The sequence below is a fragment of the uncultured Methanospirillum sp. genome (assembly GCF_963668415.2).
Classification (GTDB): domain Archaea; phylum Halobacteriota; class Methanomicrobia; order Methanomicrobiales; family Methanospirillaceae; genus Methanospirillum.
On record NZ_CAXXDL010000001.1, the window covers coordinates 1,988,037 to 2,002,912 of the forward strand.

The 14,876-nt window shown below is 45.5% G+C and carries 10 protein-coding genes; all 10 read left to right on the forward strand.

Annotation, left to right across the window (positions count from 1 at the left end; genetic code table 11):
- Positions 1-17 precede the first annotated feature (17 nt).
- The 10 genes from ACHZA2_RS09165 to ACHZA2_RS09210 all read left to right on the forward strand — a co-directional run bounded on the left by ACHZA2_RS09165 (position 18) and on the right by ACHZA2_RS09210 (position 14,780).
- The gene (locus tag ACHZA2_RS09165) at positions 18-3,845 is read left to right on the forward strand and encodes a right-handed parallel beta-helix repeat-containing protein (protein ID WP_319579461.1); all 3,828 of its coding nucleotides are present in this window, start codon (positions 18-20) and stop codon (positions 3,843-3,845) included.
- Positions 3,842-4,108, forward strand: a complete 267-nt coding sequence (locus tag ACHZA2_RS09170; RefSeq protein WP_319579462.1) for a hypothetical protein — start codon at positions 3,842-3,844, stop codon at positions 4,106-4,108. Before ACHZA2_RS09165 ends, ACHZA2_RS09170 begins: the two co-directional genes overlap by 4 nt.
- Positions 4,078-4,536: a hypothetical protein gene (locus tag ACHZA2_RS09175; protein ID WP_319579463.1), complete on the forward strand. Its 459-nt coding sequence runs from the start codon at positions 4,078-4,080 to the stop codon at positions 4,534-4,536. Before ACHZA2_RS09170 ends, ACHZA2_RS09175 begins: the two co-directional genes overlap by 31 nt.
- 122 nt (positions 4,537-4,658) lie before the next feature.
- Positions 4,659-5,399 (forward strand): tetratricopeptide repeat protein, encoded by a 741-nt coding sequence (locus tag ACHZA2_RS09180; protein WP_319579464.1) that lies wholly within the window; start codon positions 4,659-4,661, stop codon positions 5,397-5,399.
- On the forward strand, positions 5,399-8,959 hold the full coding sequence (locus ACHZA2_RS09185) for a NosD domain-containing protein (RefSeq protein WP_319579465.1): 3,561 nt from the start codon (positions 5,399-5,401) through the stop codon (positions 8,957-8,959). The genes ACHZA2_RS09180 and ACHZA2_RS09185 overlap by 1 nt, the downstream gene beginning before the upstream one ends.
- Positions 8,956-9,240 (forward strand): hypothetical protein, encoded by a 285-nt coding sequence (locus ACHZA2_RS09190; RefSeq protein WP_319579466.1) that lies wholly within the window; start codon positions 8,956-8,958, stop codon positions 9,238-9,240. Before ACHZA2_RS09185 ends, ACHZA2_RS09190 begins: the two co-directional genes overlap by 4 nt.
- A gap of 640 nt (positions 9,241-9,880) precedes the next feature.
- Entirely contained in the window at positions 9,881-10,633 is a 753-nt protein-coding gene (locus tag ACHZA2_RS09195) for a PKD domain-containing protein (RefSeq protein WP_319579467.1), read from the forward strand.
- An 86-nt stretch (positions 10,634-10,719) separates the two neighbouring features.
- Positions 10,720-10,962: a PKD domain-containing protein gene (locus ACHZA2_RS09200; protein ID WP_319580958.1), complete on the forward strand. Its 243-nt coding sequence runs from the start codon at positions 10,720-10,722 to the stop codon at positions 10,960-10,962.
- A gap of 198 nt (positions 10,963-11,160) precedes the next feature.
- Positions 11,161-12,003 (forward strand): hypothetical protein, encoded by an 843-nt coding sequence (locus ACHZA2_RS09205; RefSeq protein WP_319579468.1) that lies wholly within the window; start codon positions 11,161-11,163, stop codon positions 12,001-12,003.
- A gap of 1,040 nt (positions 12,004-13,043) precedes the next feature.
- Positions 13,044-14,780, forward strand: a complete 1,737-nt coding sequence (locus tag ACHZA2_RS09210) for a PEGA domain-containing protein (protein WP_319579469.1) — start codon at positions 13,044-13,046, stop codon at positions 14,778-14,780.
- Positions 14,781-14,876: the final 96 nt, after the last annotated feature.

Sequence of the window (14,876 nt, forward strand, 5' to 3'; positions counted from 1 at the left end):
AGGCACGTCTCTTCTCGATGAGCAGAAGTTTATCTTCAACCTCTTCGACGGGTGAAGGTTCAGGTTCCGGTGTTGTGACACTCGGGACCGTGACGGTGACGAGTTCCGGATCCGGGACACCTGTCTCGATTAATCATACCGGAGGAGATGGAGGGGCCGGGTATTCCTACGATTCAGGCACTAAATCGTACACAATCACGAGGGGCGGGTCATACTTTCTTGATGAGGATATCGAGACCAGTAATTCATTCGCCATCGAGATTCAGGCATCAGATGTCACCCTGGACGGGAACAGCCATACCATCTCGTTCACCGGATCAGACAACACCGGGACATCAGGTGTGCTGATTGACTCAACCGCAAAAGGTGCAACGGTTGAGAACTTTGCCGGCATCACCGGATTTGAGCACGGGATCTCGGCATATGGAGAGAAGGCCATGATCGAGAACAACACGGTTTACGGGAACGATTACGGGATATACGCGAATAACACGTCTGCTACGATCTTCGATAATAATGCGAGCAGGAATGTGTACGGGATATGGGCGTCCGGTGATTACACAAATATCACCGGTAATATCGCGTGTTTCAATAATGCTACCGGAGACGGGACCGTTACCGGGGGGTACGGAATATGGTCTTCAGGGGAGCATACAACGATTCACGGGAATAACGCGAGTTTCAACTCGGTGAATGCTTCAAAGAGTATGAGCGGGGAAATTGCTCAAGGAAACCATGTGGAAGCGACAGGTGGATATGGAATATATTCTACCGGAAATTATTCTGTTATATCAGAAAATAAGGCGAATAACAACTCTGCTACGGCAATATTTACTGCTGCCTCTGTCCCTTCCGTATATGGAAAATCTACCAACTCGAATTCTGCTACGGCAACGGGCGGTATTGGAATTTATTCGTCGGGAGATGATAGCCTCATTATCAAAAATTCTGTGAATAATAACTCGGTGACCGCTTCACTTGTCATTGACAGTTATGGCACAGGTTCCAACGATGTCGTAATCAATGATAATTCTGCTACGACAACGGGTGGTAACGGGATTTACTCACTCGGTAAAAATGGTATCATCAGTGAAAATGTCGCAGATAATAATGGTGCAACAGCAACAGCAGTCCTGACAGGATCCTCGTCTCTTAATCTTAATGTGTATGGCGATTCAAATACCGTGACCGCAGTCGGGGGTAACGGTATCTATTCAACCGGGATGAATGCTTCAATCAGAAATAATTATGCGACGAGCAATACGCTGATATCCTCGTATACCGGCTCTTCATCGAATTCATACGAAGATGCTGCTTTTGATACGATTTCAACCAGTTCGAATAAAGTTATTGCATCTGGAGGTAACGGGATCGCTTCTACCGGAAACAATGCCTCAATCAGGAATAATGCTGCGAACGAAAATGCTGCAATTGCATCACTTACGGTACAGGTTTCAGGCCTGAGCAATAGTAAAGGAAAAACCAATTCGAATACGATTCATCTGGATGGGGGTAACGGGATCTCTTCTACCGGAAATAACGCTTCGATTCTCAATAATACGGTAAATACCAATGAGGGAACTGCTATTCTCAACGCCAGATCCTCTGCTGGAATGTACATCTATGCCAATTCTAATGAAGTCATGGCAGAAGGGGGTAATGGAATTGCTTCCACCGGGAATAACGCCACAATCAGGAATAATACTGCGAATGAAAATGCTGCAGTAGCATCACTTACGGCTGAGGCGGACCGAACTATAAACACATATGGTCTTTCCTATGCTGATGCTAATGTGATCATGATAGATGGGGGAAAAGGAATCTTTTCCACCGGGAATGATATCGCGATCCTGAACAATACCGCGAATGATAATACCATAACCACTTCTCTCAGTGCCACGGCGAAGGGAGACAAATATGCCTCAGCGTCAGGGAATTCAAATATTGCGGCAGGAGGGACCGGAATTACCTCCTCTGGAGCTCGCGCCATCATACTGGCAAATAATGCCAGTTATAATTCCGCATCTCTCTCTGCTGTTGTGAAAGCAAACGGTACCAGCCAGATAAACGAAACAACCCTTTCCGGAGGATTTGGTATCAATTCCACAGGCAATAACGCCACCATCAGCATGAACGATCTCTTATCCAATACTCATGACGGGATCAACACGACCGGTTCCGATACTACCATCACATCCAACAACGCAACCGGAAATGGCTGGACTGGTATCTTCTCCCTCGGTATCAATGTAAATATCATTAACAACACCGCTTCCTCCAATACATACGATGGAATAAACTCCACTGGGTCATCTGTCACGATTTCTGGAAACACCGTACGCGATAACGGCGAGAACGGGATCGATTCATCTGGCGATGCAGTCACGATATCAGGTAATACTGCGGATAAGAACACCATCGGGATCAACTCGTTGGGGAAATTTGCCGAAATTTCTAAAAACAGCGTAAATAACAATTTGGAAACCGGGATTAATGCCAAGGGTACATCTGCAACCATCAGCACAAATCAGGCGAATAATAACTCAAATTATGGTATTTTTTCTGACGGAACAGATGTAATAATTCGTGACAACACCCTTGCAAAAAATCCGTCTGTCGGTATCCAGTCAAATGGTTATAATGCCAGTATCCAGGCGAACACCATTACGGGAAGTGCCTATGGAATCTATACACTGGGCAGTGATGCTGCAATCAGCAAGAATACTGTCACCTCTGATGGAGTGGGTATTTTTGCTGACAATGATTCTGCTGTTATTTCAGGTAACAATGCAACAGGAAATTTTAATGGAATACGATCGAGAGGAGAAGAGAATCAGATCCTCACCAATACTGTTGCCAATAATCGGGATACCGGGATATATGTACAAGGGAATGGCACCATTATTAACGGAAATATTGTCTCCAATAATACCAACAGCGGGATTGCCATCCAGGATTCTGACAAAAAGGTAACAATAACCGGCAATAATATCACAAATAACTCCTGGAACGGATTATATATCATCGACAATGACGGTACCGGTGATGGAGTGATTTACAACAACTATTTTGGAAATGATGAGAATATTGAAGCAGCGGGAGATGCCAGTCTTTATTCCTGGACAAATCCGAACGGACCCACACTCGGAACCAACGTTGTTGGCGGGAAGTACCTTGCCGGAAACTACTGGAGCAATGCCACCGGGAATGGCTGGTCTGATCAACAGACACCAAACGAGACTGGGTACTCGCTGACTCCGTACGAGGTGACCACCGGGGTGTATGATTACAATCCGCTGATCGGAACACTGCCGACTTCAACCCCTACCTCAATACCCACGGTCTCACCCTCCCCTACGGCAACCGTAACACCGACTCCTACACCCACAGTCTCCCCCACACAGACGAGAATACCGGACGATTCAGGCTCGTACTTCATGGACAACAGTGATCCGACCACTGGCCACACCGGTGTCTATCTCGTCATCACTTCTGCAACATTTTCAGGCAGTGCAGCATCAGGCAGTTCGACAACCCTGAACCTTGTCCTTGAGAACAGGGGATCTATCCAGCTCTCAAACCAGGCCCGGATCATCCTTGTCCCGGCAAATGCCCTGGCCCGGTCAATAGGAGAACAGCCGCTTGTATTCAAGGACGGAACGTACCATCTCACCTATCAACTCCAGGTCCCGTCACTGCCAGGTACCTACGTCTACATCTTCAAACCAATACAGATCACCAGAGATCCGACCTCCGGAAAAGATATCCGCATCCCGGCCGGGGATCCGGTGCAGTTCACCGTCACCGTCGGGGCTGATGGAACGGTCACGGTAACATCACCATGAGGTTGATCTACCTCTTCATCGTGCTCCTGCTCATCGGAGGAGTATCTACCGATCGCCTCCCTTCAGGCATGCCCGAGTCCCAGGTCTTCTCAATCGGGACAACACTCAGTGCCACCGGGATCACAGGCCAGTTAACGAAGATGGACTGGATTGTATCAAGCGGAACTCCCTGGAGAGCAACAAACTCAACAGTTCTGACCTCATCTCCCTTGTCAGATACAGTGACTCACTCATGGGAAACGGCGGTTCCATCATCGAAGTGAAGAGCTTTGAGTTTGACTCCAACTCGAAGGGCCGTTCGGCATACAACATCGACAGTGAGAAGATCCTGACCTACAACAGCCATGACGGCTCCCACCTCCTTGGAGCAGAGATCCTGATGCCTTCATTCTGCAACATCGTCCAGGCAAAGATCTCGGGCCACGGAGAGATCAGATCGGCAGGGGGATTCAGCACCCCGGCAGCACTGAACTACCGGATAGCAGTCACCGCTGATAAGAATGTACCCGCACAGGGAACGGTCAGAACCGAGTTTTCAGGAAGTATCATGGAAGCCCGGGATACCAACCAGTCAGATGATACCTGGAACAAGACCGCTGCAACCAACTCGTGGATGGATACAACCGGGACAACTGGTGAGATCAGAAACCTGCAGAAACGGTTCGGATACGTGTCAGGGATGAGAATGTGATTTTAAAAAAATATTTATTGCTTGATTACCTGTAAATTTAAAAAAACGTTACCTAAACTGCCTAAATCTTTTTATACCTTCTTGCATGATGAACTAATATTGCCGGTGGGGGGTATTGCTTGATGAAAATGTTGTTTTTCTTTCTTCTAATCTGTTTATGCTCATTAGATCTTGTAATTCCGTCTGTACTTGGAACGGGGCCAGATCTGTTTGCAACTGGAGACTATAATGGTGCATTAAAAGCCTTTCAGAATGAACTGAGTGCCACGACCGGAGCAGCCCAAGCGCCGGTATTAAGCAACATTGGCACCTGCTACATGGCACTTGGAAAACCAGATCTGGCAGAAGAGAACTATGCAAAGGCTGTGAGTGTTGATCCCGGATATGGAAGGGGCTGGATCAATCTCGGGGTTAGTCAGGAAAAACTCGGAAAGCTAGAGGAAGCTCTGAACAGTTATGGCAGAGTATCTGATTCAGGGGATCTGGCACTTATTGCAGAGGCAAACGTCAAAAAAGGAACACTGTTAGCCAGTAAAGGCCGGTTTGATGAGGCAATTACTGCCTTTGAATCTGCTGAAGGTAATGCAAAAGGATCGGTTGCTGTTGATCTGTACACCGGCATCGGGGGTGCCGATTTCATGAAAGGTGACATTCCGGCAGCCGAGATGGCTTTTTTGAATGCTATTGAGATTGATCCTTCTGGTGCTGCTATGGCATATACCAACCTCGGTGTTATCAGAATTACACAGAAACGGTATACTGAAGCGAAATCTGCTTTTGAGACTGCAATACATAATGATCCTCAGGGAAAGACAAAAGCTGCTCAATATCTCCAGAAACTTCAGGGGATGGGTGTTTTGTGATGAAGGCATCAGGTTTTTTCCTGATTTTTACCCTTCTTTTTTTAGTGTTTACCTCCTGTGTTTTTGCAGAAGTGAATGCAACTGACTCGTCTTCATCCGGTACAGGCTCTGACACGACAGTAACCGATAGTACCTCTTCAACCGACTCGTCTTCATCTGGAACGGGTTCTGACACGACAGTAACCGATAGTACCTCTTCAACCGATTCGTCTCCATCTGAAACGGGTTCTGACACGACAGTAACCGATAGTACCTCTTCAACCGATTCGTCTCCATCTGAAACGGGTTCTGACACGACAGTAACCGATAGTACCTCTTCAACCGACTCGTCTCCATCTGAAACGGGTTCTGACACGACAGTAACCGATAGTACCTCTTCAACCGGCTCCTCTTCATCCGGAACAAGTTCTTCAAGCCTTACATCAGATACATCAAACTCAACAACAGAAACAAATTCAGGGACCTGTGACTCATCTGAATCAGAATCTAATGAGGATAGTACAGCTCTTACCGCATCATTTGAAGTTCTCTCGGAAGCGTCTGACAGCACACCATCATCCGCTACAACCACAACACCTTCTGCATCTGATGGAACATCGCTGACAAAAAGCACCAACATGACAGATAGTTCAGACGATTTTTCTGGATCAACCACCACGACAACAGCCGCTGTGTCTCTGACCAGTAGTAGTTCTGCTTCATCTGAAGAGAGCACAAGTTCTGATTCTGAAGTAGTAACCCTTGGAACCATAACAATTACAGCAACCGGAACTGAACTTAAACCTGAAGGAGGGACTGGATATTCGACTGGAGGAGATTTTATTGCAGGGTCAGGATATTACATAATCAACACTCCTGGAGATTATTACCTCGGTGAAAGTTTTTCAACAACGAACTCATTTGCCATCCAGATAACAGTGTCCGGGGTTACTCTTGACGGGAATGAACAGACAATAAGTGGATCTGGGACAGATACCGGTGTAGGCATATCCATCGACTCCGGTACCACCGGGGTAACAGTAGAAAACTTTGATCTGATTACTAATTTTGAGACTGGTATCTATTCAGCCGGAGATCAAGCAAACATATCCAATAATGTCGTATCAGGAAATAACATCGGGATCGACTCCTCCGGAGACTATGCCAGGATACTCAATAATGATGCCAGTTCAAATTACAATGTGACCACAGTCTCTGCGGAAACTGTTTCTGCATCAGCGATTGCTTCCGGAGGAATAGGGATCCGTTCTTCTGGCGACTATGCTACTATTGATAATAACAAGGCAAATTATAATCATGCAACAGCCTCTGCGGGATCGGATTCTTCTGCAACTTCATCTGCAACAGGTGGGTATGGTATCCATTCGACCGGAGAGAATGCAAACATCACCAACAACTCTGCCCATGATAATTATGTAACTGCATCAAGTGAGTCTGCTAGTGTTACTTCGGCTTCTTCAATTTCTTCTGTCTCCGGTGGGTACGGTGTCTATTCAGAGGGTTCAAATGGGACGATTCTGTATAACTCTGCTGATAATAATCTTGCCAAGGCAACAGCGAAATCAAAAACAAATGCGTATGCCACATCTTCATTCACTTCTTCAACTACTTATGGCAAGACAACTGCCTCCGGTGGGTACGGTATCTACTCCATCGGATCAGATTCTGTAATTAACCATAATAGTGCTATTAATAACTCTGTTTCTGCCGATACAGATGTTGATTCCGATATTTCGAGCGATGGAAATTGGGGTAACCATAGGGTGGATGCCGATGCTCTGGCTACCGCTTCAGGCGGAACAGGAATATTCTCACAAGGGGCGAACAATACCATCTTCAACAATTCGGCGGATCAGAATACTGCCTCATCCTCTGCAAATTTAAAATCAGAAGCCATACAGACGAATGACAGGAGTATGAGTTATACTGTTGATGCAGATATTTCCAGTTTGGCAACAGGTGGTTATGGAATCCATACCGAGGGTTCGGGAGGTACCGTCTCCCAAAACTCTGCAGATGATAATTCAGTGTCTTCAGCAACGTCTGTATCTGCATTTGCATATATGTTGCCCAGTTCATACCAATATTTCTCTGACTTTGTTACTGCCGATGTTACGGCTTCTGCAAATGGAGGTACCGGGATTTTATCGAACTCCCCTCAGGCTTTGATTACTAATAATTCTGCAAATGGAAATGAGAACTCACAAACCAGTACCTCGCAGAAATCAGGCACTCCTTTTACAAATCCAGGTAGTGAGCAATATGCATATCTAACTCTGAATACCGTTACGTCTACAGACGGGGGAAATGGGATCCAGTCGACTGGAGTTGGAACTGATATCATTAATAATACAGTTTGTGGGAATGATAGAATCGGCATATTATCTACAGCAGCCGGGAGCAATATCACTAATAACACTGTATCAAGCAATCTGAAATCCGGTATTTCTTCAACAGGATCTTCTGTGAAAATATCTGGAAATAATGTTACTGATAATACCGAATATGGAATCCTGTCTACCGGAGAAACTGCCACAATTACTTCTAATAACGTTACCGGAAATGTGGTAGGAATTGGGATAGATGATTCGAACACGGATCTCCTGATATCAGGAAATAATGTAACCAGAAATTCCAGATATGGGCTGGAAATTCGCTCCCAATCCGGAACCGTTGGGAACGGAGATATTTACAATAATTACTTTGGAAATGAAGAAAACATCGGGGGTTCCGGGCATTTTGATCGTTACCACTGGAACACCTCTGAACCAACCCTTGGAACCAACATTGTCGACGGCTCATTCCTTGCTGGTAACTACTGGAGCAATGCTACCGGAGATGGCTGGTCAGACCAACAGACCCCGAATGAGACAGGGTACTCATTGACTCCCTACGAGGTGACATCAGGAGTAAATGATTACAATCCGCTGATCGGGACGCTGCCGACAGCAACGCCCACTATCTCACCCACCCCTACGGTGACCACAATACCGACAGCAACGCCCACTATCTCACCCACCCCTACGGTGACCACAATACCGACAGCAACGCCCACTATCTCACCCACCCCTACGGTGACCACAATACCGACAGCAACGCCCACTATCTCACCCACACAGACCACAACAACAGATGATTCTGACTCATACTTTTTGGATAGCAGCGACCCGGCCCCTGACCACACCGGTGTCTATCTCGTCATCACTTCTGCAACATTTACGGGCAGTGCAGCATCAGGCAGTTCGACTACTTTGAACCTTGTCTTTGAGAACAGGGGTTCTATCCAACTCTCAAACCAGGCCCGGATCATCCTTTTCCCGGCAAATGCCCAGGCTCAGTTAATAGGAGAACAGCCGCTCGTATTCAGGGATGGAACGTACCATCTCACCTACCTACTCCAGGTCCCGTCACTAGCCGGAACCTACGTCTACATCTTCAAACCGATGCAGATCACCAGAGACCCAACAACCGGAAAGGACATCCGCATCCCGGCCGGGGATCCGGTGCAGTTCACGGTAACCGTAGGGCCGGATGGAACAGTCACGGTGAGATCACCATGAAGTGGATCTGTCTCTTCATCGTGTTCCTGCTCATCGGAGGAGTATCTGCTGATCGGCTCCCATCAGGCATGCTTGAGTCCCAGATCTTCTCTATCGGAACAATACTCAGTGTAACCGGGATCACAGACCAGTCAATGAAGATGGACTGGATTGTATCAAGTGGAACTCCCCTGGAGAGCAAAAAACTAAACCGTTCTGACCTCATCTCCCTTGTCAGGTACAAAACTGGATTCCTCCGGAAATCTGGTCTGGCAGAAGTGCCTCGGAGGATCCAGATCTGATTATTCAAGTTCAGTCATTCAGACCGCCGATGGGGGATTCCTGGTCCAGGGAAATACATGCTCAAATAATGGCAATGAGACCGGAAACCATGGGAGCGAGGAAATCCGGGTTGTAACCCAACTTTGCCACTTACAAAAGTGTTCTTATTGATTGTGGATCGACCAAAAAATTAAGCATACATCGACGAAATTCATCAAAAATAGCGCTATTGAATTTGACAGTTACGCAGTATTCGTAGATGAGAAAGACAAATACGGTTCATTTACTCCAATTTTGATGCAATCTACACCATGTTTTTATACAAAATTGGGTGATTAGATGCAATTTTGAAGAGAGAACCTTCAACTGTCAAATACCGTTACCCGATGAAATTCTGGAAAATATTGATCAAAATAGGGGATGATCTCATCAAGTGTCTGACGTTAAGTGGCAAACTTGATTCCTCCGGAGATCTTGTCTGGCAGACATGTCAGGGGGGGTCTGCAGCAGAAATGGCATTTCAGGTAGTACAGACTTCAGACGGCGGATATCTGGTGAACGGAAACACCTTCTCCATAAATGGCAATGTCTCTTGTAATCATGGGAATACGGATATCTGGGTAATAAACTTGATAGTGCTGGTATCCTGACCTGGCAGAGGTGTCTTGGAGAACGAGTGATGATTATCCCCGCACAATTCTTCAGACCGCTGATGGAGGATACCTGCTCAGGGCAATGACCTACTCCAACGATGGAGATGTCTCCGGACTCCATGGACAGATGGACAACTGGATTGTGAAACTTGATGCTCCCAGAAATCTGGTCTGGCAGAGATGTCTGGGTGGATCGAGTTATGAATGGCCTGAGTTCATGATTCAGACCCCTGACGGGAGGTACCTGGTCTGCGGATCAACGGATTCTACCGACGGCGATGTGGTCGGGAACCATGGTCCTTATGACGTCTGGCTGGCTCTCCTGACTGCAAGCCATCCGGTTACTGCCACCTCTGACTCCTGGACTATCGCCTATCCTCCCGGTACAACGTCATACATTGAAGGGACGAAGGTAACCTACCGGGCAGAGGCAAAGCCCGGGGCCGATATCGTAAATGTCTCTGTCGATGACGAACCGGTTGGTCCGGTGAGCAACTGGACGTTCTCAACGATTACTGCCAATCGTACCTTTGCAACGGCAGGTCAGCCAACCCCCGGTCAGGTCCATGCATTTGTCACCCTGAATACCACCTGGGGGGCAGTTCCCCTGACGGTACAGTTCACAAATCAGTCGCTCGGAGAACCGAGTTCGTTCGTATGGGACTTCGGTGATGGTGGAAGTTCGACCGAGAAGGATCCGGTCCATACCTATACGACTCCGGGAACATACACGTCACACTCCGGGCAACCAATGCCCTGACCGGAGGAGTTGCCACGTTAGCCCATGCCCTGACTGCAACTGCCGGGATTGTTCCCTCTCCGACCCCGACAAAGGTACCGGGAAAGATAACCGCAGCATTTTCAGCAGACCATACTTCAGGATCTGCTCCGATGCAGGTTTCGTTTGTGGATAAATCAACCGGAAACCCGACATCCTGGGTATGGGATCTTGGTGATGGAAACCTCTCTACATCCCGGAACGTGACTCATCTCTATACAATGAAGGGAACGTATCCGGTAGGCCTTACCGTTCAGAACGGTGCCAGTTCAGGCAGCATAGAAAAGAAAGGATACATAACGGCCCCCTGATTCACCCAGATCCCCCCGATCTTACCCCTTTTTTCGTAATTGACGATCCGGAGTTAGGAATATTTGCGATTCAATAGGTGACGAATGAGGAGATTGTTCTCCTGTAATGAGTTGCATAAAATCGGGATTTCAATATGTGGGTGATACCATGTTCTTTATATACTCATATTCTCTATTACATATTTCCAGGAGCACGAGATGAAGAGAAAGTGTTTATCGGTATTAATCCTGATTGGATTGGTTTTGTTGACAACAGCAGTGTATGCAGAAGGAGCACCTGATACAAACTCACCGACGGTCAATCTGAGTGAGCCGTTGTATTTACGCTATTATTTTTCAGCAGTTGAGATGCAGGCAATGATTACATCTGAAACCGCGTTCGATTATGTCCTTACAAATAATTCAGCCATGAAGGATGAGTATTATGAGGAGATGAACGCAACGGAAGCGGCGATTGCTGCATTTGAGAAGGCCAATGTAACCCCCAGCGAACATGACTCAACCTTTATCAGCGGAATGGAAGATGTTAAAAAATCTATTCCGGTTATGAAGGATGCCGCAGAAACCATGTTTTCTTCGTTTGAAAAGGATGGCAAAATTAATGTAGATGATGCCAAAGCGTTTGAAGAGGCTGGAGACAATATCATTCATGCCTCTGATAAGACGTGGTTGGCAACGATGACAAATCTGACACCGCCAACTGCATATGCAAGACAACGGTCCGGTTATACCTTTCTGTTACTTGCAATAGAAGAGTCACATGCATACCCGGCGACCGCAAACATAACCGAAAAGGAACATGCTCTGAAAAATTTCGGGATGTTTGATACCGTTGTTGCCAAACATGAGGGTAACTTTACCAATGAATCCTTTGAGGATCTGAAACTTTCGAAACAGAACATCATGGATGGAGCTGAGCAGATGTTTGCCTCATATGAAAAGGATGGGGAGGTTAACAAGGAAGACTTACACTCATTAGAGGTACTGGTCGAGAAATTAGTCACTGATTACCGGGAGATGAACAAGAGATTATCAGAATAACAGAAACCCCTTTTTTTGGTTACCGCCTGTCGGGTCCTTGTCGGTTCTTGACAGGAACGTTGAGTAAGAATCAGGAACGATTGAAAGGCTAAAAATTCGGGAAATAGATTCTCTTCAAGGCATATTGGCATTGATTTTCTGGATATCCTCTCTCTCTCTCTCTCTCTCTTTAATAATCCCTGGAGAATAACTAAAAACCCCCTATTTCCATCGTCGAATATATATGGGGTATTTAAACTCAAACTTCGCGAAGGGGGGGTTTTTAGCTATCCTCCCAGATATATTTGATCGATATATAAAGCCCTCTTAATTAGAAATCTATACAATCGGGGAGTCAAGATGGGGGATTTTTCCGGGACAAAGAGGAGTTGGGGGAATGATGACGAGATCTGATCTATCTGATGAAACCTGACGATTTTTCGGCAGGAGTGGCTTTATCCATATCCTGTTCCTCTGTTTCATTGTCGCCGTAATGATGGTTGGTTCTGGTGTTGCAGACGACGGAGCTGTATTGGACAATATCACTGGAAACAGATTATATAATGAGGTCAATTTTCGGCTAATACCTTTGAATTATCGGGAATCATGATTCCTGCTGATCGTCTCAAATACGAATACCCTTTTTTCAGAGATCATAATTCTGGGTAGTGACCAAAATATAACTGGTAATGGGAATCCGGCATATTTTCGTTTATTCCTACAGATTTGATCCAAATTATCAAAGCAAATCCTTTCAACAGATGAATATCCATCTTCAGTTACCAGGTGGGCCACTGCTATATGACGATATTTATCATCGAATATATATTCTACTAAACTAATTTTACCTTATTGTGAACCCCATTACTCTACTGAGGAACTTGTCCCTGGTTCTTCTATTTGTTTTACTCGTGACTATTCTTCTTCCTGTCTGCACTGCTGACTCTGGGATATTTACTCCTCCCATCACTTCAAACTCACTCGATTGTGGTCAGATTGAATGTTCAGGAAATGATAGTGCATCACAAACTCTGTCGGACTCTGATTTTGATCGTGGTCTGATGGAGTTCAACAAAGAACAGATGAGAAAGCTTCAGGTGGAAAGGGTACAGATGTCCAGAGTCCCTACATATCAAGGTGTATCCCTCCCTCCTGCTTCAAAATCACTCCTGTCTGCTATGCCTTATGTAGGGAAAGAACGAGATCAGGGATATTGTGGCAATTGTTGGGTATGGGCTTCTATCGGGTTGCTTGAAATAGCCCACACCGTAAATGATGAAGTCAGCGATAGACTCTCTGTTCAATACTTTAATTCTAATTGGAATAATGGATCTATTCAAGGAAACGCCTGTAGAGGGGGATGGACAGGAGATGTTGCCTCATTCTTCAATAATACTCTTCACCAGGCTGTTCCCTGGTCTAACTCAAATGCCAGTTATGCAGATTATTATTGGACATCCGGCAAAACCTCCGCGATGCCAGCATCGTATATCGCAACATCACCGAATTATCCATTCATCTCTGTAACTGATAATATAATTTGGGCATATGACGGACAAACTGCTGCAATTAATACCATAAAATCATTAATTAATTCGGATATTCCTGTAATCTATACCTTCTATCTCCCACAAGATGGATGGACTTCTTTCCGTTCATTCTGGAAGAATGAATCCGAAAATATCCTCTGGGATCCTGATATTTACAATGAAACCATCCCATCAGCCGGACACTGCACTATCATCGTTGGGTATAATGATACCTGCAGTGATCCCTACTGGATAGTTCTGAATAGCTGGGGAATCAAGGATCAGAGACCTACTGGTCTGTTTCGACTAAAAATGTATATGAACTATAACAGTACCTATCACGATGGGGAAGATTATGGGTACATGAATTATTTTGAAACATTCACTACCGAGTATAAACCTTTACCCCGGGGAACTGGAAACTTAACTATATCATCCTCTCCATCATCTGTTTCAATCTGGATTGATGATCAGAATACTGGAATTCTAACTCCACAGACCATTATGAATATCACCTCTGGTGATCACACACTGAAGTTGACAAAGAATGGTTATGTGGACTATAATCAATCATTTTCCATCAAATCTAACATAACAACAATGATTTCTGCAACACTTACTCGGGCAGGGAAACTATCAGTTATCACAAAACCTGCTGGTTCATCAGTATGGCTTGATGGATCTGATACCGGAAAGAAAACGAGTTGTACATTATCTCCCCTAACTCCAGAAATTCATGACGTGAAACTCGCGAAATCAGGATTTGAAAATTATTCAACATCTGTTCAAATTCAGCCAGGGTTTACGTCCCAAATTATCGCGATCCTAAATCAGACCGGCGGAACAGTATCTATCTCTTCCGTTCCATCAGGCGCGGTGATTTTTGTAGATCAGGTAGATACCGGGTTTCAGACACCTCAATCCATTTCGGGATTAACTCCCGGTATTCACACAATCTTGCTGAAAAAAGACCTTTACAAAGATTGGACCGATACCGTCAGCATCAAAGCTCGGGAAACAACCCAGGTTTCAGCAACCATGATGTCAGGGGGATATAATGGTTCAATCTTTATCTATTCAACTCCTTCAGGTGCTGAAATATCTCTAGACGGGAAAAATACCCAATACCAGACCGCAAAAAAGATTTCAGGTATACCGGCTGGATCGCACACCCTCGGGCTCCATACTGAGGGCTATGCAAATTGGTCCGAAACCATCACTGTAAAGAAAGGAGTTACTACTACCGTATCGGCGAAATTATATCAATAATTTCCTTTTTTCAATGGTACGAAAATTATGGGAAATTTCAAAACTATCAAATATTTCTTCGCATCAAAAAGAATGAATTTAAAGGTCTCCTATTGA